The following is a 19,741-nucleotide window of genomic DNA, read 5'->3' on the forward strand; positions in this document are numbered from 1 at the left end:
ACCCGCCCGCGGGACGCCGGTGCGCGGGCGGCACCTCGGCGGCGTCGGGGAACGTGACGCCGGCGAAGCGGGCCGCCGCGCGGCGGGTCACAACTGGGACTTGTCGCGCTGGGTGAGGCCGTACTTGGCCGCGACCCTGTTCCACAGGACGGCCGCCGACTCCTTGGCCTTCGTCGCCTCGCCGCTGGAGCGGTTGCCGTCGGAGGCGTTGTCGGTGACGTCGGCCTTGCCGTCCTTGCAGCCCTTCCCGTCCCTGGCGCCCTTGTCGTCCTTGTTGTCCTTCTCGTCCTTGTCGTCGCGGCCGCCCGAATCGCCGGCGACGTCGTCGGCCCAGTCCGCGTAACTGTTGTCGGCGTCCGCCGAGGCCTTCCAGGCCTTGTTGAGGGAGGCCCTGAGCTTCACGTGGTCCGGGAGCTTGTCCACCTTGAGCTCCTGGAGCCGGGTGACCAGGCCGTCGCGCTGCCGGGCCGCGTCGCGCAGGTCCTGGGACGCCTGGGAGAGGTTCTTGCAGACCTTGATGTCCTCGACGGCCTTGATCACCGCGGCGCGGCTGTCGTTGCTGTCGGCGAGGAGCTTGTCGAGCTGGACGGCCTGCGGACGGGCCGGGTCGGCCTGCGCCTCGCCGGCCGCGGACGCGGACGGGCCGCTCGACGCGGGCGCCTCGACCGCGACCGGGTCGTTGTTCTGGGCCTTCCCGTCGCCCAGCAGCGCCCCGACACCGAGCCCGGCCACGGCCAGCCCGACGACCGCCGCGGCGATGACCGCCGGAGGGATCCGGTTGGGGGCCGGCGGTGGCGGCGGGGCCGCGTACTGCTGTTGCTGCGGCGGCTGCCCGGGGCCGGGTCGGCCCGGGGCGAACTGCTGCGCGGCGGCGGGCGGCGGGGCGGCCGCCCGGCGCGGGGCGGGGCGGGCCACCGGCTCCCGTACGGGCGGCAGCTGCTGGGTGTGCCCGGCGGTCTCGGCACTGCCGCGGAACAGCCCGTCGAAGCCCTCGGCCGCGTTGGGCGCGGGGCCCGGCGGGACGGGCGGGATCATCTGCGTCGCGTCGTCGGCGCCCTGCGCGGGCACCGGCGGGATGAACTGCGTCGCGTCCTCGCCCGGGTGGGCCGGGACCGGCGGGATCATCTGCGTCGCGTCGTCGGCGCCCTGCGCGGGCACCGGCGGTATGTACTGCGTGGCGTCCTCGCCCGGGTGGGCCGGGACCGGCGGGATGTACTGGGTGGCCGCTTCCGGCAGCGGCGGGTAGCCGTAACCGTGCGGCTGCCCCGGCCCCTCGAAGCCCGGGCCGAGGACGTGCCCCGGCGGCGGGTTGCCGTACGGGGGCTGCTCGGACTGCGGCGGCTGCGGCTCGTACGCCGGCTGCCCGTACGGCGGGGACGGGTACTCCTGCGGCGCGTGCGGCCCCGGCTGCCCGTACCCGGCGCCGTCCGGGCCGTAGCCCTCGGGCTGCGGGTAGGCGTACGCGGGCGGCCCCCACGGCTCCCCGGGCTGCGGCGCCTGCTCGGCGTACGGCGGCTGCCCGGGCTGCGGCGGCTGCCCGCCCGGATACGGCTGGTCCGGGTGGGACTGCTGAGCCTGGTACGGGTCGCCCGGGTACGCCTGCTCCGGGTACGGCTGGTCCGCGTACCGCTGCTCCGGGTACGGCTGCTCCGGGTACGGCTGGTCCGGGTACGGCTGGTCCGGGTAGCCCGGAGCGGGCTCCGGGCCTGCCGGATGTGGCGTCCCGGGCTGGGGGACGCCCCCTTGTCCGTTCTGCGTCACCGGGACTCCTTCTGCCTTCTCCGACGTCTCCCGAAACTACGGCAGCCGTCGGGTCACGCTACCCGGTCCCTCCGCGGACATGTCAGGCCGGCTGAACCTCCAGCCGCGCCGCGAACTCACGAACGGCCGCTTCCTCCCGGTACGGCTCCAACCGCACCCGGAAGTCGTCCAGGTACTCGGCGCCCCGGCGCGAGCGCAGCGACTCCAGCAGCTCGGCGGCCTTCGTCGCCGTCTGGCAGGCCTGCTCGACCTCCCGCTGCTGGACCTGCGCCGCCGCCAGCAGGAGCAGTCCGATCGCCCGCCGGCGGGCCTTCGTCGCGGGCAGCGACCGCAGCGCCTCCTCCGCGCGCCGGGCGGCCGCGTCGGCCTGGCCGAGGTCCCGGTGGCAATGGGCCAGCTCGTCCGCCAGGTAGGCGTGCTCGAAGTGCCGGATCCACACCGGATCGTCCCCCGATTCCGGCTCGGCCCGCTCCAGCGCCGTGACCGCCCGCCCCGACAGCACCGCCGTCGACCGGGCGTCGCCCATCAGCGCGTGCCCGCGCGCCTCGGCGGCGTAGAACATGGCCTCCACCCTCGGGGTGACCTGCCCGCGCGTCCCCTCCTGCGCGGCCCGCGCCAACTGGGCGATCTCCCGCGGGTTGCCCAACTCGGCGGCGAGGTGGCTCATGGAAGCGGCGAGGACGTAGCCCCCGTACGCCCGGTCGCCCGCCGCCTGGGCCAGCCGCAGGGCCTGGATGTAGTAGCGCTGCGCCAGACCCGGCTGCCCGGTGTCCACGGCCATGTACCCGGCGAGTTCGGTGAGCCGGGCCACGGCCGCGAACAACGCCCGCCCGACCGGCTCCCGGTAGGAACCGCCGATCAGCCCCGACACCACGGAGTTCAGGTAGTGCACCACCACGGGCCGGACGTGACCGCTGCCGAAGCGGTGGTCGAGCTCGGTCAGGGCCTGCGTCGTCGCCCGGACGGCCTCCACGTCGGACATGCCGACGCGGGCCCCGCCACTGCGGGCCACCTGCGGATCGGCTCCGGTGATCAGCCAGTCACGACTCGGCTCCACCAGCGCGGACGCCGCCACGCTCGACCCCGACAGGAAGTCCCGGCGGCCCACGTCGCTGCGCCACAGCTCACAGACCTGCTCGATCGCGCCGATGACCGTCGGGGAGAACTGCAGGCCGACACCGGAGGCGAGGTTCTTGCCGTTGGCCATGCCGATCTCGTCGATGGTGACGGTCCGGCCGAGTTTGCGGCCCAACGCCTCCGCGATGATTCCGGGAGCCCGACCGCGCGGCTGCTGACCGCGCAGCCAACGGGCCACGGACGTCTTGTCGTAGCGCAGGTCGAGGCCGTGTTCGGCCCCGCACATGTTGACCCGCCGGGCGAGCCCGGCGTTCGAGCACCCGGCTTCCTGGATGAGCGCCTGCAGCCGTTCGTTCGGCTGGCGGGCCACGAGAGGCCTGGCTGCCATGAAAACCCCCTGAAGCCGCGGGTGATCGATGGAATGATCACTTCCCGCCTGATGTGCGGAGAATCTTCCCCTCCGCGGCTCGTGGCTACCCAGCGACCGCGCCCCAGCCTCCTACGCGCCCCCGCCCGTGCACCGATGCGCCCCGTATGCAGGATCGATGCACCGTCCACCGGCCCGTTTACGCCCGTAACCACCCGTGACCCCGGCAGTTGTGATGGGCGTGGAAGAGACCATCGGAGTCACGGAGACCGCGCCCATCCCCCAGCAGCGTGGCGATCAGCTGCTCGACCATGCCGTGCGGTACGTGGAGGAACGGCACTGGGACGTCTTCGCCGGTACCTGGCTGGAGCACGGGGACGGCCGGGAACTGTGCTCCTGCGGAGCGGCGGACTGCCCCGCACCCGGCGCGCACCCCGCGGTGAAGGACTGGGCGGCCCTCGCGTCGGGCAGCGCGGTGGGGGTCCGCCGGATCTGGGCGAAGCACCCCGCGGCCTCGATCCTGCTGCCGACAGGGCGGACCTTCGACGTACTCGACGTCCCGGACTCCGCCGGCTTCCTCGCCCTGGCCCGGCTGGAGCGGATGCAGCGCACCCTCGGACCGGTCACGCTGACCCCCGACCACCGCATGCTGTTCTTCGTACTCCCGGGCGCCGGGGTGAAGATGGCGGACCTGGTCCGCAAGCTGGGCTGGCTGCCGCACGCCACCGACCTCGCGGCGCGCGGCGAGGGCGACTGGGTGGCCGCGCCGCCCACCCGGCTCGGCGGCAGGGGGCCGGTGCAGTGGGCCCGCAAGCCCACCCCGGCGAACCGGTGGCTGCCCGACACCGAGGAGCTGATCGACGCCCTCGCGTACGCCTGCGGCAGCGAGGCCGCCGCGGCCCGCAACCGTCGGGGCGCCTGACCGGCCGCGCGTCCTCGCGCGGGACGGCCCCAAGTTCATGACATAAGTAACTGCTCGCGCCCGCGACCCGCTCCTATGGTGAGAAAAGTACGACCACGGGGAACGGACGAGAGGCAGGCGCATGCCGGACCAGGGTTATGCGGCAGGCGGTACGGGCGGAGCGGGCGGTGCGCGAACCGCGCCGGCCGCCGCAGTACGCGTAGAGGGACTGTGGAAGCGGTTCGGCGAGCAGGTGGCCGTCTCGGGGATCGACCTGGAGCTGCCCGCGGGCCGGTTCATCGGGCTCGTCGGCCCGAACGGCGCCGGCAAGACGACCACGTTGTCGATGGTGACGGGGCTGCTGCGCCCGGACGCGGGCACGGTGACGGTCGTCGGGCACGACGTGTGGGCCGACCCCGTCGCGGTGAAGTCCCGCATCGGGGTCCTGCCCGAGGGCCTGCGCCTCTTCGAACGGCTCTCCGGGCGCGAACTCCTCGGCTACATGGGCCGCTTGCGAGGACTCCCCGGCGAGGAGACCGACAAGCGGGCGACGCAGCTGCTGGACGTCCTGGACCTCGCGGGCGCGCAGCACAAGCTCGTCGTGGACTACTCGACGGGCATGCGCAAGAAGATCGGCCTCGCGGCCGCACTGCTCCACAACCCCGAGATCCTGTTCCTGGACGAGCCGTTCGAGGGCGTCGACCCGGTGTCGGCGCAGACGATCCGCGGGGTGCTGGAGCGCTACACCGCCTCCGGCGCCACCGTCGTGTTCTCCTCGCACGTGATGGAGCTCGTCGAGTCCCTCTGCGACTGGGTGGCCGTCATGGCCGCCGGACAGATCCGCGCGGCCGGCCCGCTGGCCGACGTACGGGGCACCGCGCCCTCGCTGCAGAGCGCCTTCCTCGAACTCGTCGGGGCCCAGGACCGTGCCGCGGGCGACTCCCTCGACTGGCTCGGCGGCGCCCGATGAGCACCGCCCCGGCCACCCCGAACGCCCAGGCGGCCCCGGCCGCCCGGGTCGCCTCGACCGTCGCGGACGTGTCGCTGACCCCCCTGTTCGTCCGCCTCAAGCTCTCCCTGCTGCGCAACGGGCTGAAGGGCTCCTCGAAGCGCAAGGCCGTCTGGATCGGCAGCCTGGTCCTGTCCCTCGTCGTCGCGGCGTTCGTGACGCTGGGGCTGGCCATGCTGCGCGGCCACGCCCACGCGGGGACCGTCGTGGTGCTGCTGACCGCGATCCTGGCGCTCGGCTGGGCCTTCATGCCGCTGTTCTTCCCCACCGGCGACGAGACCCTGGACCCGAGCCGGCTCGTGATGCTGCCGCTGCGCCCGCGGCCCCTCGTGCGGGCCCTCCTGGCGTCCTCGCTGGTCGGCATCGGGCCGGTGTTCACGCTGTGCCTGGCCGTCGGCTCGGTCGTTGCGGTGGCCCGCGGCGCGGCGGGCGCGCTGGCCGGCGTCGTGGCCGTCCCCCTGCTCGTCCTGGGCTGCGTGGCCCTCGCCCGGGCCGTGGCGACGGCGAACGTACGGCTGCTGACCAGCCGCAAGGGACGTGACCTCGCGCTGCTGAGCGGCCTGCTGATCGCGGTCGGCGCTCAGGTCGCCAACTTCGCGAGCCAGCGCCTGTTCGAGGCGGGCGGCCTGACCCGGCTGGAGCCCGTCGAGGCGGTCGTGCGGTGGCTGCCGCCCGCGTCGGCCGTCGGCATGGTCGACTCGGCGGGCCGGGGCGCCTACCTGGAGGCCGCCGCGCAGTTCCTGATCACCGTCGGCGCGCTGGTCGGGCTGCTGTGGTTCTGGGAGCGGACCCTGACCGGACTCATGGTCACCCCGGACGGCTCGACCATCGCGGCCTCCAAGCCCCGCAAGGAGCCCGGCTCGGGCGGTTCCTGGGCGGCGCTCCCCGACAGCCGTACGGGCGCCTCCATGCAGCGGACGCTGCGGTACGCCGTGCGGGACCCGAAGACGAAGTCGGCCTGGGTGACGGCCCTGGCGATCGGGTTGATCGTCCCGGTGTTCAACGCCCTCCAGGGCGCCGGTTCCGTGTACCTGGCCTGCTTCGGCGCGGGCATGCTCGGCGTCCAGATGTACAACCAGTTCGGGCAGGACACCTCCGCCTTCTGGATGGTCGCCCAGACCATCTCGACGCCGCGCGACGCCTACCTCGAACTCCGGGCCCGCGCCGCGGCGCTGGCGCTGGTCATCGTCCCGTACACGCTCCTCGTCACGGCCGTCACGGCCTGCCTCATCGGCGACTGGGGTGCCTTCCCCGCCGGAGCGGGCGTGTCCCTGGCGCTCGTCGGGTCGATGCTGTGCACGGGCGCGCTCGCCTCGGCGCACTTCCCGTACTCGATCCCCTCCGACGGCGCCTTCAAGAACGTCGCCCCGGGTCAGGCCGGGCTCGCCTGGGCGGGCATCGGGCTCGGCATGCTCGCCTCGGCGGTGATCTGCGCACCGGTGATCGCGCTGACGGTGTTCCTGCACGTGGCCGACCACCACGACCTGACGTGGATCCTGCTGCCGTTGGGCACCGCCTGGGCCGCCCTGGCCACCTGGGCGGGGCTGCGGCTGGCCGCCCCGGCGGTGTCGCGCAAGCTGCCCGAGATCCTGACGGCGGTCAGCAAGGGCTGAACCCGGACCGCACGCCACGAGGGCCGGCCCCGCTCCCGGGAGGGAAGGGGCCGGCCCTTCGCGTGCGGTCCCGGGTGTTACGGGGCGGTCGGCAGGACCGAGGCGGCAAGGGGGGCGGTGATCGAGCCCGTCATGCGGGTGGACGGCTGCCCCGCAGGAACAGCTGCCGGCCGGCGGACGGAACGCGGTGGGTGGCGCGGGGACGGGTGTGGCAGGGGGCGCGTGCGGTGCGGGGACGCGTGTCGCGCGGGAACGCGTGTCGCGCGGGAACGCGTGTCGCGCGGGGCGGTGGTGACCCCGGGGAGGGCCGGGTGGGCGCGAGTCGTGCCGACGGCCCGGTGGGGGCCGCGGTGCGGGCGGCTACTCCCAGGCGGTGGTGTTCTTGCCGACCGGGGCCGTCTCCCAGGCGGTGGTGTTCTTGCCCACCGGGGCCGTCTCCCAGGCCGTCGTGTCCTTGCCGACCGGGGCCGTCTCCCAGGCCGTGGTGGCGGTGGTGACGCGGGTGTCCTCGGCGCCGGACGGGGTGGCCACGGCCAGGGAGAGGGCGAGGGCGGCGGCCGCCAGGGCGGAGAAGGAGGCGGTGCGGACGGCGGAGGTCTGGAATCGGGACATGACGAAGCTCCTGGGGGCGGGTCGGGAAGTCATGGGGGCGCCGCGGGATGCCGCGGGCGGGCCCTGCGTCGGGCCGGTGGGGATCGGGCGCATCGTGGCCGGGGCGACGGCTGTCCTGCGGGACCAGCGGTCGGGGCGGCGTACGGGAAGCCCTGAGGTGGTGCGTGGGTCGTGCGGTGACGCGTGCCTCTGCGGGGCGGCTCAGCCCCGGGGGCGGCTACTCCCAGGCGGTCGTGGCGGTGACGTGGGTCGTCCCGGCGTCGGGGGCCTGGCCGACGAGGGCGGGGGCGAGGGCGGCGAGGGCGAGGGAGGTGACCGCGGCGGCCTTGACGATCGTGGTGCGCAGCATGGCGTGTCCTTTTCCTGGAACGAGTGGGTGTTCCGGGCTGGCGTCCCGCGGTGACGCTTCCTCCGGTCTTGCCTGCCGGGTGGTGTTCCCTGCTGGCAATCACTACTTTCGTCGCAGGTCAGGAGGGGTGGAAGAGGTTTCAGGTGGACGGAAACGGTCCTGTCCCAATCCGTCCAGGGCGCCCGGAGGGGCACTGGAGGAGCCGCTCGTAGTAGGGCGCCACGAAGGGCACGCCCACCCGGGTCACCCGCCAGCCCCGCAGGGCCCGTACCTCGTCGAGGGCGCGCCGGCAGAGGTCCTCCGTGCGGCGCTCCGCCTCGGCGAGACCGTCCGCGAGTACGTACACGCCGACGACCGGGTCCGGCAGGGCGCCGGGATGCGCCGAGACGTGCTCGACCAGTCCTGCGGCACCCGGCAGCGCACGAATGAACTCGGCGGTGCCCGACGGAAGTTGGACACCGGGCGTAGGGGCGCGCAGGGCCGCGTGGATCAGAAACATGAGGTCGACCCTTCCGGAAGTGGAGGCCCGAACAAAGCATTGAACGCGGACAGTTCGGTCCTTGGCCGGAAGTGTCCACGGGCTGGTTTCGCCCGATCACTGCGTGCGATGATCTGCGGAACTTGATCAATAAGGCACACACGGGGGGAACCGCTGTGCTAGCCACGCTTGGCCTCGATTCGACGGCCGAAGCCGTCTACCGCACCATGCTTGCCTTTCCGCGCGAGGGGGTGAAGGCCCTCGGCGACCGCCTCGGCGTGCCCGAGGACGACGTCCGGCGCAGCCTCGACACGCTCAGCGAACTGGCCCTGATCCGGCCGTCCTACGAACGTGCCGGCGAGCTGCGCGCCGTCACGCCCGAAGTCGGGATGGAAATCCTGATGGCCCGCCAACAGGCCGAGCTGGCCGCGCAGCAGCTGCGCATCGAGGCCTCGCGGGCCGCGGCGGCCCAGCTCATCGCCGAGTACGCGGACCTCAGCCCGACCGCGGCGACGAGCCCGGGCGTGGAGCAGCTGGTGGGGCTGGACGAGATCCGGTCCAGGATCAGCGGCCTGGCACACGGGCTGAGGACGGAGCTGATGAGCTTCGCGCCGGGCGGGGGCCACCAGCCGCAGACCCTGGAGGCGTCGAAGCCGAACGACCGGGCGCTGCTGGGGCGGGGGGTGCGGATGCGGTCGCTGTTCCAGGACAGCGTGCGCAACAGCCAGCCGACGGTGGCGTACGCGACGTGGCTGAGCGAGCTCGGCGGTGAGGTGCGGACCGCTCCCGACCTGCCGACCAGGCTCATGATCTTCGACCGGACGTCGGCGGTCATCCCGATCAGCAGCGAGGACAGCGGGGCGGGCGCGGTGATCCTCACCGGGCAGGGCACGCTGACCGCGCTCTGCGCGCTCTTCGAGAACGTGTGGGCCGGCGCGCAGCCCCTGGGCGTTCCGCAGGAACGGGACGAGGGCGCGCTCAGCGCCCAGGAGAGCACCGTGATCCGGCTGCTGGCGCAGGGGTTGACCGACGAGGCCATCGCGAAGCGGCTCGCGGTCTCCCCGCGGACGGCCCGGCGGCTGGCCAACGGCCTGATGGAGCGCCTGGGGGCGGCCAGCCGCTTCGAGTTCGGTGTTCGCGCGGTCCAACGGGGCTGGCTCCCGAGCACGTAGGGGCGGACCGCGGTGGCGGATCCCGATGGCGGACCGGCGCTCGGGTCCGCGCGCGCCGGGTTGGTTCGGGAGTCCGGCCGCCGCCCTGCGCACGGTCAGGGGCGCGCGGGCACCGGCCGGAGTCGTCCCAGTCAACCCGGGCCCGCTCGCGCGCCGCTGGAGCGGCCCCGACGGGGGCCGGCCGTCGGGGCGTCGGGGCGGCGATGCGGGTGTCAGGGGGCGTCGGCGGTGACTCCCTCCAGGAAGGGTTCGACGGCCTCGCGCCAGGCGGCCGGCTGGTCGTAGTGGAGGTAGTGGCCGGCGTCCGGGATCTCGGCGTACCGGCCTTCCGGGAGGACCCGGACCATCTCCTGGGCCTCGGCGCGGCCCAGCTCGCCGTCCAGGCCGCGGACGACGAGGGTGGGGCAGCGGACCTGGGCGAGTTCCTCCCAGTGCGCGTCGTGCACCCAGGTCTCACGGGCGGTCAGCATCTGGCTGCGGGAGAAGAGCGGGCGCCAGCCGTCCGGGGCGCGGTGCATGACCTCGGCGAAGAACGCGCCGCGACCGGGGTCGGGCCGCTCCACGCGGGGATCGTCCTCGCCGAACCAGCGGCGGGCGGCGTCCTGCGTGGGGAAGGGCAGTGGCCAGCGGCGGAACCATTCCTCCCATTCCTGCTGGGAGGCCTCGCCGAGGGCCGAGGCCCGCATGTCGCAGATGACGAGGGCCCGGACGAGTTCGGGACGGCGCGCCGCGAGCTGCCAGGCCGTGAGGGCGCCCATGGAGTGGCCGACGAGGATCACGGGGGCGAGGCCGAGCTGGTCGACGACCGCTTCGGCATCGGCGACGAAGGCCTCACGGCCCAGGGGGGTGGAGAAACCCGGTGCGGCCGAGGGACGGGTGCTGTGGCCGTGTCCGCGCTGGTCGAGGGCCACGACCCGGTGGCGCTCGCCGAGCCAGCGGGCGGTACCGGCCCAGTGCAGGGCGCGGCCCATCAGGCCGTGGAGTAACAGGACTGCGGGACGCAGGGGCTCCGCGGGCGGTTCGCGGAATTCCCAGGCGGCCAGGCGGACTCCGTCGGCCCCCGTCACATCGATGCGCTGTACCACCGCAGATGCACCCCCTTCGATCCTCGCCAGAGTATCGAACCTGCATTCGAGAACGGGCGTCTCGCCGACAACACCGCTCTTTCGAGTGACCTTGCTCAAGGATTGGCCGCCGCTGCCGATGGAGATCCTTTCAGCAGGGAGGCGGGCCGCTCGGGGAAGACGGTCCGAAGGGGATGACCTTGAGAGCTCGGGGCTCCAGGTCAGCAAGGGGAGGACCGGTCCCGGCGCCGCGAGGCGCCGGGACCGCCCATTTCCTCCCGCTCCGCGGGAACCGTCAGCGCTTCGCCACGAACACGTGCGAGGCGGTCTCCTCGTCCAGCTCGGCGGCCTCGCCGCCACTGCCGACGAGCACCCCGCCCGGGGATTCCGTCACGCTCACCACGGAGCCGGGCTGCACGCCCGCGCGCCGCAGCGTGTACATCAGCTGGGCGTCCGTCTGGATCGGCTCACCGATCCGGCGGACGACCACCGTCTTGCCCTCGCTGCCCGGGTCCAGCTCGGACAGGCTGACCATGCCGTCCTCCAGGAACGGATCGGCCTCGGCCTTCTCCCCCAGCTCCTCCAGGCCCGGGATCGGGTTCCCGTAGGGGGATTCGGTCGGGTGGCGCAGCAGCTCCAGTACGCGCCGCTCCACCGCCTCGCTCATGACGTGCTCCCAGCGGCAGGCCTCGGCGTGCACCTGCTCCCACTCCAGGCCGATGACGTCGACGAGGAGACACTCCGCGAGGCGGTGCTTGCGCATCACGCGGGTGGCGAGCTTGCGGCCCTCGTCGGTCAGTTCCAGGTGACGGTCGCTGGCCACCGACACCAGGCCGTCCCGCTCCATGCGTGCCACCGTCTGGCTGACCGTCGGGCCGCTCTGGTCGAGCCTCTCGGCGATCCGGGCGCGCATGGGGACCACGCCTTCCTCTTCCAGCTCGAGGATGGTGCGGAGATACATCTCCGTGGTATCGATCAGTCCGGACATTCGTGCCCCTCGGATTGCGTGCGCTGGCCCTGCCCCCAATTCTGACGCATCGCGCCGACAACCGTCCCGCGCCGAGCGTCAAGGCATGTACGGGACATCTCAGGAGTCCTGCGGAGGGCCGTTCGTCCCGGGGATTGACGCTCGTATTGACACGCGGTTGGTCCAGACCGCACGGTGAGCGACGGACACCGACGTACCCCATCGCACCCCACCTCGGAAGGGCCTTCGGCGTATGAGCGAGAGCAAGCTGGCCGGGCAGTTCTTCGACGCGGCCATCGGCCTGCTGGAGCGGGTGCGGGACGAGGAGGCCTCGCGCGTCAACGAGGCCGGAATCGTCATCGCCGAGGCCGTCGCCTCGGGGAACCGCCTCTTCGCCTTCGGCGCCGGGCACTCCTCGCTGCCCGCCCAGGACGTGGTCTACCGGGCCGGCGGACTGGCCCTGATGAACTTCCTCGCCGTCCCCGGCACCGCCGGCATCGACGTCATGCCCGCCACGCTGGGCAGCGCGCTGGAGCGGGTCGACGGGCTCGCCGGGGCGGTCCTCGACAGCAGCCCGGCCTCCGACGGGGACGTCCTGGTGATCATTTCGCTGTCCGGGCGCAACGCGCTGCCGGTCGAGATGGCGATGAACGCCCGGGCGATCGGGCTCAAGGTCATCGGCGTGACCTCCGTGGCGTACGCGACGGGGACGCGCTCGCGGCACGTCTCGGGCACCTTCCTCAAGGACCACTGCGACATCGTGCTCGACAGCAAGATCGCCGTCGGTGACGCCGAGCTGAGCCTCGACGGCATCGACGCCCCCTTCGCCCCCGCCTCCACCGTCGTGACCAGCGCGATCATGCAGGCGGTGATGGCGGCCGCGGCCGGTGAGCTGGTCGCGCGCGGCATCGAGCCGCCGCTGCTGCGTTCGGGCAACGTGGACGGCGGCCACGAGTGGAACGGCCGCGTGATGCAGGAGTACGGCGACCGGATCTTCTTCCGCCACTGACGGCGGACGCCGCGCGACCCCCGCCGGCCGGGCGGGACGCGGGTCCCGCGGCCTAGCATGGGAAGGACGTGGCTCGGGGTCTCGGGGAGCTGAGGTGGCCGGGCATGTCCTCCACACGTACGACGTTCGCCGGGCGGCGGGCCCTGCCCGCCTGCGCGGCCGCTCTGTTGCTGCTCCTGGCCGGCGCCGGGACGGCCCCCGCCGCACCGCCGCACACGCCCTTGACCGTCACCGCGGCGGCCGTCCCCGGCCGCGCCGACCTGGACCCCGCGACGGTGGCCCGTCTCGACGCGGCGATCGCCGCCGTCATGGACGACGCCGACATCCCGGGCGTGAGCGTCGGCCTGTGGATCCCGGGGCGCGGCGAGTACGTCAAGTCCTTCGGGGTCGCCGACCGGAGCAGTGGCGAGGCCCTGAAGACCGGCATGTACTCGCGGATCGGCAGCGTGACCAAGACGTTCACCGTCACCGGGGTGCTGCAGCTCGTGGACCGGGGCCTGGTCGCTCTGGACGATCCGATCTCGAAGTACGTCGACGGGGTGCCCGGCGGCGAGCGCGTCACCGTGCGGCAGCTCGCGGCCATGCGCAGCGGGCTGTACGACTACACGTCGGACCCGAAGTTCCTCGACGCGCTGCGCGCCGACCCGCACCGCGCGTTCACGCCGCGGCAGCTGCTCGGGTACGCCTTCGCCCATCCGCCGCAGTTCGCCCCGGACGCGAAGTGGGAGTACAGCAACACCAACACGGTGCTGCTGGGGCTGTTGGTGGAGAAGGTGTCGGGGAAGTCGCTGGCCGGGTACCTGCGGGAGCGGGTCTTCGCACCGCTGGGGCTGGACTCCACCTCGCTGCCGGCCGGCAGCGCCTTCCCCGACCCGCATCCGCAGGGCTACACGACGTTCAGCCCCGACGGGGCCGTGGTGGAGGCCACCGACTGGAACCCGTCCTGGGCGTGGGCGGCCGGAGCCGTCATCTCCGACCTGGAGGACCTGCACGCCTGGGTCCCGGCGCTGGTCGACGGGCGACTGCTGAAGCCGGCCACGCAGGCCGAGCGGCTGCGGACGGGGCCGGTGGGCTATCCGGGCGTCGAGTACGGACTGGGGATCGCCCGGGTCGACGGCTGGCTCGGCCACAACGGCGAGCTGCCCGGCTACGAGACGATCGCCGCCGGGCTGCCGGGCAGCGGCGTCACGCTGGTGGTCCTGGTCAACTCCGACGTCGACCGCGGCGGCTCGCTCAGCACGCGGATCGGCCAGGCCGTGACGGAGATCGTCACCCCCGAGCACGTGTGGACCCTGCCCTCCCCGTCCCAGGTCGGCGAGGGTCGGCACTAGGGCCTGTCGTCAAAGTCCCGTTGTCGGGGCGGGCCCGCCGTCGCCAGGTCCAGGTCGGCGGCGACGCGGGCCGCGACCTCCTCCGCGTAGAGGGCGTCCGCACGCTCGAAGGCCGGGCGGGAGGAGCCGCGCAGGAAGGTCAGCGCGCCCAGGGTCCGGCCGCGGCTGCGCAGCACCACGCACAGGGCGTGCGTCGACCCGGCCGGCCAGTGCCGGGTCCGGGCCCATCCCTCGTCCTCGGTACCGCCGGGGGTACTGGCCCGGACGGGCCCGATCCGATCCAGGGCCTGGAGCGCCGGGTGAGCGCTGTCGTAGCGGACGGGGATGGTGCCCGGTCCCGGGAGCAGCAGGGCGAGGCCGGAGGGGGACACGGCCGAGCGGACGAGCCTCCTGCCCCGGTCGGGGGCGTCGGGTCCCGGCGCCCCTTCCAGGACGTCGACCAGGGCGTGGTCGGCGAAGCCCGCCAGGGCGAAGTCCAGCCGGATCGCGGCGGACTCGGCGGGGTCGGCGCATTCGGCGGCGGCCCGGCCGGCGCGGTGGAGCTGGTTGGACCGGAACCGGAGCTGCCCGGTGTCCAGTTCGGCCCGCCGGGCCTCGGTGACGTCCTGGAACAGCCAGCCGACGCCGAGCGGTACGGGTTCCTCCGCGAGGGGTGAGGCCAGTCGCAGGAAGCCGGAGCGCCAGCACCGGCGCCGGACGCCCTCGGCGGTCCGTACGGAGACCCACAGTTCCAGCGGCGACGGCGGCGCCCCTTCGGCCAGTACGTGCTGGAGCGCGCCCTCCAGCTCCTCGACGCCCTGGACGAGGAGGTCCCCGAGGGGGCGGCCGAGGAGCGCGCCCCGGCCCGCCCCGAAGGCGCGTGCGGCGTGCGTGTTGACCACGGCCGGGCGCAGGTCGACGTCGACGAGGACGACGCCCCACGAGGCGTCGTCCATGAGGGCCTCGCTGAGCGCGATGGAGCGTTCGAGGTCGATCTGGGCGTGGACCTCGCTGAAGGCGCAGTACACGCCGGCGGGTTTGCCGTCGGCGCCGGGGACCCCGGCGGACTGGGTGCGGACGAGGATCCGACCGCCGTCCTTGGTGAGCAGGGCGAACTCGTGGACCTGGCGTCCGGGCAGGTCCTGGGCGGACATGAGTCGGTCCTGCACGTCGTCGGCGTCGGCGGCGCGCACGGCCCAGCCCGCGAAGCCCTTGCGGCCCACGGCCTCGGCGGCGGACCAGCCGAGGATCCGCTCCGCCTCCCGGTTCCAGTGGGTGATGACGCCGTCGGAGTCGAACGCGCACAGGGCGGCGTCCATCCCGTCCAGCAGCGCTGCGAGCAGATCGTCGGCGGTCTCACCACGACCGGAAGCACTCACCTGGCACCCCCTGCAGGTGTTCGCGTGTGCGGCACGTCAGATCATTGAACTGGAACGTGACGCAGGCCACACCCGCTTCCCGCATTCCTCCCGGAATGTCCTTCAGTCGGCGAGGGCGAGGAAGACCATGCCGACCGCGAGGAGCAGCCCGGCCGTCCCCCAGCCCCGCAGCGCGGCCGCCTCCCCGCGCCCCTCGCGCAGGGCCTGCCGCTCGATCCTGCGCCGGACCTCCGGGTCGGGCGCCCAGTCGGGGCCGCGCAGCTCCCGCCAGGCGGCCCGCATCAGGGCGATCTCCCGGGTGACGTCGACGTGGTCGTCGTCGACGTACACGAGCTGGATCCGGCGCCCGGTGCGGTCGTGGGCGTACGAGACGACCAGCGGCTGGTTCCGCGCCATGGCCGCGCCGGGATTGGGCGCGGCCCGGATGTCCTGGACGTCCGCCCAGGCCAGCCGGCGGCTCCCGGTGAGTCGGCGGACCCGGATGCCCTCCGCGTCGATGGCGGTCGAGCGGCGTCGGGCGGCCCGCACGAGCCAGCCGAACAGGGCGACGACCAGGGTGGCGATCAGCAGCTTCACGCCGGTGACCACGTGCTCCATCGTCGCCACGGTCAGCAGCACGCAGGGCGCGCCGATCCCGACCGCGACGTGGACACCCACCATCCGCGCGGACCGGATCCGGTATTCGCGCGGCAGCAACCCTGCGCCCATGACACCCCTCCCCGCTGCGGGACGGCCAGTGTAGGAAGGAACTCCGGTGCCGGATAGGGAAGTTGCGGCCGTTCCGGCGGGGGCCCGATAAATGGGTTGAGGGTCCGGCGCGGCGGATCTAGGCTCTGGATCACACGAGAAGGGAGGTGGTTCCCGCAATGTACGGAAACCGGACGCGTGAGGTGGCTGCGGGCTGACGGCCCGTTGTCGCAACGCACCCAGTGCGGTGCCCGGCGTGGCCGCCAGGCGCCAATCCCAAGCAGTCACCCGACCCGCGGGCTCGCCGGTACGTCCGGCCGGCTCCTCTCACTGCAGGAGAGGAACCAGAGCCCGCGGGTCGCCTGCGTTCCCGGGCCCTTCGGGCCGCCGGCGCCCCGCGCGCGGCCGGCCTACGGGCAGAGCCGCTCGATCCGCCACTTCTCGCCGTCCAGGACGTAGCGCAGCCGGTCGTGCAGGCGGTTCTCGTGGCCGTTCCAGAACTCCACCGCGTCGGGCACCACCCGCACCCCGCCCCACTCCGGCGGCACCGGAACCTGCTCGCCCTCCGGGTAACGCTCCGCGAGCTCCGCGTAACGTCGGTCCAGCTCCTCCCGGGAGCCGATCACCCGGGACTGTTCGCTCGCCCAGGCTCCCAGCTGGGAGCCGTGCGGCCGGGAGCGGAAGTACGCGGCGGTCTCGTCGCGGCCGATGCGGGAGGCGGTGCCGGTGACGACGACCTGGCGGGCGATCGGGTGCCAGGGGAAGAGCAGCGACACGAACGGGTTCGCGGCGAGCTCGACGCCCTTGCGGGAGCCGTAGTTCGTGAAGAAGACGAAGCCCCGTTCGTCGAACCGCTTCAGCAGCACCGTGCGGCTGCTGGGCCGCCCGTCGGGGGTCGCGGTGGCCACGACCATGGCGTTGGGTTCGAAGACGTGCGCGTCGGCCGCCTGCTGGAACCAGCGGCCGAACTGCTCCATCGGCCCGTCCGCGAGGCTCTCCTCCCGGACGATCTCGGAACGGTACTGCTTGCGCATGACGGCGGGGTCAAGGTCCTGATCGCTCACGCGGCCATCCTGCCGCAGGACGTCGACCGGCGGTGTGCCGTATGTCACGCTTCCGCAGGACATCCGGAGCGGACAAAATCTTGGGGCCGGTCCGAGGGCCCCCGTACGGATGACCTTCGGCCGTGCCGGGCATCAACGGGGATGACCGCGCCGGACCGCGAATCACGCCGGGAGCCGCGCGTGTTCGCACTATCTGAGGAGCCGCCTGATGTCCGATTTCGTACCCGGACTCGAAGGGGTCGTCGCGTTCGAGACCGAGATCGCCGAGCCCGACAAGGAGGGCGGGTCGCTCCGCTACCGGGGGGTGGACATCGAAGACCTGGTCGGACACGTCTCCTTCGGGAACGTCTGGGGCCTGCTGGTCGACGGTGCGTTCAACCCGGGGCTGCCGGCCGCCGAGCCCTTCCCGATCCCGGTGCACTCGGGTGACATCCGCGTCGACGTCCAGTCCGCGCTCGCCATGCTCGCCCCGGTGTGGGGCCTGAAACCGCTGCTGGACATCGACGAGCGCACCGCGCGCGACGACCTGGCGCGGGCCGCGGTCATGGCGCTGTCGTACGTCGCCCAGTCCGCCCGCGGCCAGGGCCTGCCGATGGTGCCGCAGCGCGAGATCGACAAGGCCGAGTCCGTCGTCGAGCGGTTCATGATCCGCTGGCGGGGCGAGCCGGACCCCAAGCACGTCAAGGCCGTCGACGCCTACTGGACGTCCGCGGCGGAGCACGGCATGAACGCCTCCACCTTCACCGCCCGCGTCATCGCCTCCACCGGCGCCGACGTCGCGGCGGCGCTGTCCGGGGCGGTCGGCGCCATGTCGGGCCCGCTGCACGGCGGCGCCCCGTCCCGCGTGCTCGGCATGATCGAGGAGATCGAGCGCACCGGCGACGCCGTCGCCTACGTGAAGAAGGCCCTCGACAAGGGCGAGCGCCTGATGGGCTTCGGACACCGCGTCTACCGCGCCGAGGACCCCCGTGCGCGCGTGCTGCGCCGCACCGCCAAGGAGCTCGACGCCCCGCGCTACGAGGTGGCGGCCGCGCTGGAGAAGGCCGCCCTGGAGGAGCTGCACGCCCGCCGCCCCGACCGGGTCCTCGCCACCAACGTGGAGTTCTGGGCCGCGATCATGCTGGACTTCGCGGAGGTCCCGGCGCACATGTTCACGTCCATGTTCAGCTGCGCCCGTACCGCCGGCTGGTCGGCGCACATCCTGGAGCAGAAGCGGACGGGCCGCCTGGTGCGCCCGTCGGCCCGCTACACCGGTCCGGGCCGTCGCGACCCCCGCGACATCGAGGGCTGGGCCGACATCGCCGAGACGGCCTGATCCGTCCCGCACCCCTCTTCGCACGGCGGGCGCCGCACCCCTTCACCGGGGTGCGGCGCCCGCGCCGCGTACGGAGCCGTCCTGTCCAGGATCCGCCGACGGCACCACGACCCGTACGCCCTGGGCGTGTCCCTCGGCGTCGCGGGGGCGGCGGGTCGGCGGGGATCAGGGCAGGGTCGCGTCCAGGATGCGGGACCACTGGGCCACCACGCGGGCCCGGCGGGCCGTGTCGTCGGTGAGGACGTTGGCCAGACCGAGGCCGCGGGCCATGTCGAGGAGACCCTGCACGGTCTCCCGTACGCCGGGCACCGACTCGTCGGCGCCCAGCAGCTCCACCGCGATGCGGTGGGTCTCCCGGCCGACGCGCGCTTCGAGGTCCGTGACCTGCGGGCGCAGCTGCTCCTCGTTGGAGGCGGCGACCCACAGCTGGAGCGCGGCCCGGAACAGCGCGCCCGTGAACAGGTCGACGATGGCCTCGACCACGGCCGGGCGGGGCGCCGGGGCGGTGTGGAACAGCTCGCGCAGGGCGGTGGAGCGTTCCTCGGCGACGAACGCGACGGCGGCGGTGAACAGGGCCTCGCGGGTCGGGAAGTGGTGCTGGGCGGCGCCCCGCGAGACCCCGGCCCGTTCGGCGACGACGGCGACGGTGGAGCCCGCCCAGCCGTGCTCCGCGAGGCAGGCGACGGCGGCTTCCAGGAGGTGGCGTCGGGTGACGCGGCTGCGGGCCTGCTTGGGGCCGGTCACCGTACCCATGCCGCGTCCCGGCGCTCGAAGCGGGCGGTGATGCCCTCGCGGGCCTCGGCGGAGGCGAAGACGGCGGCGGACAGGTCGGTCAGCCGGGCGCCGTCCCGGTCCAGGGACTCCCGTACCGCGGCGGTGACCAGGGCCTTGGTGGTGGCGAGGGCCTGCGGGGCGGCGCGGCGCAGGCCGTCGAGCACCGGGGCGAGGGCCGTGTCCACGTCGTCCTCGGCGTGCAGGGTGAGCAGGCCGATGCGGGTGGCCTCGGCCGGGCCGAAGGGTTCGGCGGTGAGGAAGTAGCGGGAAGCGGCGCGCGGGTCGAGGCGGGGCAGCAGGGTCGCGGAGATCACCGCGGGGGCCAGGCCGAGGTGGGTCTCGGTGAACGCGTACGAGGACCGCGGGCCGGCGGCGGCGATGTCGCACGCGCCGAGCAGGCCGAGGCCGCCGGCGCGGACGTGGCCGGTGACGCGGGCCACGACCGGCTTGGGCAGTTCGGTCGTCTCGCGCAGGAGCGCGAGGAAGTCGGCGGGGGCGCAGGGGGACTTGAGGTCGGCGCCGGCGCAGAAGGTGTTGCCGGTGTGGGTGAGGAGCACCGCGCGGGTGTCGGGGTCGGTGGCGGCCTCGGCGAGGGCCTTGCGGAGGTCTGCGACCAGCTGCGTGGAGAGGGCGTTGCGGTTGGTCGGGGAGTTGAGGGTGAGGGTGGTGACGCCGTTCGCCTGGCCGGCGTGTACGAGTGGGGGCATGGGTCCTCCGGGGCGGACTGCGGCGGTGTCGGTGTGTGTGTGTGGGGGGGGGACGGGCGGTCGGGCGGTCGGGCGGGGTGGTCGGGCGGGGACGGGGTGGGGTGCCGTCCGGGATGGGCATGATCC

19 protein-coding genes are annotated in these 19,741 nt (G+C 73.8%); 7 read left to right on the plus strand and 12 right to left on the minus strand.

The features are described from left to right. Nucleotides 1-87 precede the first annotated feature (87 nt). Nucleotides 88-1,761, minus strand: a complete 1,674-nt coding sequence (locus ACFVS6_RS38710) for a hypothetical protein (RefSeq protein WP_389711225.1) — start codon at nucleotides 1,759-1,761, stop codon at nucleotides 88-90. A gap of 82 nt (nucleotides 1,762-1,843) precedes the next feature. Then, the gene (locus tag ACFVS6_RS38715; protein ID WP_389711226.1) at nucleotides 1,844-3,226 is read right to left on the minus strand and encodes a transcriptional regulator; all 1,383 of its coding nucleotides are present in this window, start codon (nucleotides 3,224-3,226) and stop codon (nucleotides 1,844-1,846) included. 214 nt (nucleotides 3,227-3,440) lie between these two features. Between ACFVS6_RS38715 and ACFVS6_RS38720 the strand changes: the two genes are divergently transcribed. From ACFVS6_RS38720 to ACFVS6_RS38730, 3 genes are all read left to right on the plus strand, one after another. Further along, nucleotides 3,441-4,127 carry a bifunctional DNA primase/polymerase gene (locus ACFVS6_RS38720; RefSeq protein ID WP_389711242.1) on the plus strand — a complete coding sequence of 229 codons (687 nt, stop codon included), beginning with the start codon at nucleotides 3,441-3,443 and terminating at the stop codon, nucleotides 4,125-4,127. Between the two features lie 121 nt (nucleotides 4,128-4,248). Beyond that, nucleotides 4,249-5,076 (plus strand): ABC transporter ATP-binding protein, encoded by an 828-nt coding sequence (locus ACFVS6_RS38725; RefSeq protein WP_389711227.1) that lies wholly within the window; start codon nucleotides 4,249-4,251, stop codon nucleotides 5,074-5,076. Then, nucleotides 5,073-6,728, plus strand: a complete 1,656-nt coding sequence (locus ACFVS6_RS38730) for a transporter (RefSeq protein WP_389711228.1) — start codon at nucleotides 5,073-5,075, stop codon at nucleotides 6,726-6,728. The genes ACFVS6_RS38725 and ACFVS6_RS38730 overlap by 4 nt, the downstream gene beginning before the upstream one ends. Nucleotides 6,729-7,088: 360 nt before the next feature. On the opposite strand, the gene ACFVS6_RS38735 is transcribed toward ACFVS6_RS38730, so the two are convergent. The 3 genes from ACFVS6_RS38735 to ACFVS6_RS38745 all read right to left on the minus strand — a co-directional run bounded on the left by ACFVS6_RS38735 (nucleotide 7,089) and on the right by ACFVS6_RS38745 (nucleotide 8,188). Continuing rightward, on the minus strand, nucleotides 7,089-7,340 hold the full coding sequence (locus ACFVS6_RS38735) for a hypothetical protein (protein WP_389711229.1): 252 nt from the start codon (nucleotides 7,338-7,340) through the stop codon (nucleotides 7,089-7,091). A gap of 217 nt (nucleotides 7,341-7,557) precedes the next feature. Next, nucleotides 7,558-7,689 carry a hypothetical protein gene (locus ACFVS6_RS38740; protein WP_389711230.1) on the minus strand — a complete coding sequence of 44 codons (132 nt, stop codon included), beginning with the start codon at nucleotides 7,687-7,689 and terminating at the stop codon, nucleotides 7,558-7,560. A 139-nt stretch (nucleotides 7,690-7,828) separates the two neighbouring features. Beyond that, nucleotides 7,829-8,188: a hypothetical protein gene (locus tag ACFVS6_RS38745; RefSeq protein WP_389711231.1), complete on the minus strand. Its 360-nt coding sequence runs from the start codon at nucleotides 8,186-8,188 to the stop codon at nucleotides 7,829-7,831. A 155-nt stretch (nucleotides 8,189-8,343) separates the two neighbouring features. Between ACFVS6_RS38745 and ACFVS6_RS38750 the strand changes: the two genes are divergently transcribed. After that, nucleotides 8,344-9,339: a LuxR C-terminal-related transcriptional regulator gene (locus tag ACFVS6_RS38750; protein WP_389711232.1), complete on the plus strand. Its 996-nt coding sequence runs from the start codon at nucleotides 8,344-8,346 to the stop codon at nucleotides 9,337-9,339. Nucleotides 9,340-9,551: 212 nt separating this feature from the next. On the opposite strand, the gene ACFVS6_RS38755 is transcribed toward ACFVS6_RS38750, so the two are convergent. Together ACFVS6_RS38755 and ACFVS6_RS38760 are read right to left on the minus strand one after the other, a co-directional pair. Continuing rightward, nucleotides 9,552-10,424 carry an alpha/beta fold hydrolase gene (locus ACFVS6_RS38755; protein ID WP_389711233.1) on the minus strand — a complete coding sequence of 291 codons (873 nt, stop codon included), beginning with the start codon at nucleotides 10,422-10,424 and terminating at the stop codon, nucleotides 9,552-9,554. A 274-nt stretch (nucleotides 10,425-10,698) separates the two neighbouring features. Next, complete coding sequence (locus ACFVS6_RS38760; protein ID WP_389711234.1) at nucleotides 10,699-11,391, minus strand: metal-dependent transcriptional regulator; 693 nt, start codon at nucleotides 11,389-11,391, stop codon at nucleotides 10,699-10,701. A gap of 232 nt (nucleotides 11,392-11,623) precedes the next feature. On the opposite strand from ACFVS6_RS38760, the gene ACFVS6_RS38765 reads away from it, so the two are divergent. Both ACFVS6_RS38765 and ACFVS6_RS38770 read left to right on the plus strand, forming a co-directional pair. Next, nucleotides 11,624-12,379 (plus strand): SIS domain-containing protein, encoded by a 756-nt coding sequence (locus tag ACFVS6_RS38765; RefSeq protein WP_388895767.1) that lies wholly within the window; start codon nucleotides 11,624-11,626, stop codon nucleotides 12,377-12,379. A 104-nt stretch (nucleotides 12,380-12,483) separates the two neighbouring features. Then, complete coding sequence (locus ACFVS6_RS38770) at nucleotides 12,484-13,710, plus strand: serine hydrolase domain-containing protein (protein ID WP_389711235.1); 1,227 nt, start codon at nucleotides 12,484-12,486, stop codon at nucleotides 13,708-13,710. Here the strand turns inward: ACFVS6_RS38770 and ACFVS6_RS38775 are convergent. The 3 genes from ACFVS6_RS38775 to pdxH form a co-directional block, all read right to left on the minus strand. Beyond that, nucleotides 13,707-15,068: a PAS domain-containing protein gene (locus ACFVS6_RS38775; protein WP_389711236.1), complete on the minus strand. Its 1,362-nt coding sequence runs from the start codon at nucleotides 15,066-15,068 to the stop codon at nucleotides 13,707-13,709. The genes ACFVS6_RS38770 and ACFVS6_RS38775 overlap by 4 nt on opposite strands. Before the next feature lie 102 nt (nucleotides 15,069-15,170). After that, on the minus strand, nucleotides 15,171-15,776 hold the full coding sequence (locus ACFVS6_RS38780; protein WP_389711237.1) for a PH domain-containing protein: 606 nt from the start codon (nucleotides 15,774-15,776) through the stop codon (nucleotides 15,171-15,173). A gap of 389 nt (nucleotides 15,777-16,165) precedes the next feature. Beyond that, complete coding sequence (pdxH, locus tag ACFVS6_RS38785; RefSeq protein WP_389711243.1) at nucleotides 16,166-16,789, minus strand: pyridoxamine 5'-phosphate oxidase; 624 nt, start codon at nucleotides 16,787-16,789, stop codon at nucleotides 16,166-16,168. Between the two features lie 238 nt (nucleotides 16,790-17,027). Between pdxH and ACFVS6_RS38790 the strand changes: the two genes are divergently transcribed. Then, complete coding sequence (locus ACFVS6_RS38790) at nucleotides 17,028-18,134, plus strand: citrate synthase 2 (RefSeq protein WP_281208451.1); 1,107 nt, start codon at nucleotides 17,028-17,030, stop codon at nucleotides 18,132-18,134. A gap of 165 nt (nucleotides 18,135-18,299) precedes the next feature. Here ACFVS6_RS38790 and ACFVS6_RS38795 read toward each other — a convergent pair whose 3' ends face one another. Together ACFVS6_RS38795 and ACFVS6_RS38800 are read right to left on the minus strand one after the other, a co-directional pair. Beyond that, nucleotides 18,300-18,887 carry a TetR/AcrR family transcriptional regulator gene (locus tag ACFVS6_RS38795; RefSeq protein ID WP_389711238.1) on the minus strand — a complete coding sequence of 196 codons (588 nt, stop codon included), beginning with the start codon at nucleotides 18,885-18,887 and terminating at the stop codon, nucleotides 18,300-18,302. Beyond that, on the minus strand, nucleotides 18,875-19,615 hold the full coding sequence (locus ACFVS6_RS38800) for an enoyl-CoA hydratase family protein (RefSeq protein ID WP_389711239.1): 741 nt from the start codon (nucleotides 19,613-19,615) through the stop codon (nucleotides 18,875-18,877). Before ACFVS6_RS38800 ends, ACFVS6_RS38795 begins: the two co-directional genes overlap by 13 nt. Nucleotides 19,616-19,741: the final 126 nt, after the last annotated feature.

The organism is Streptomyces sp. NPDC057939, from assembly GCF_042887545.1.
In the GTDB taxonomy this organism is placed as follows: domain Bacteria; phylum Actinomycetota; class Actinomycetes; order Streptomycetales; family Streptomycetaceae; genus Streptomyces.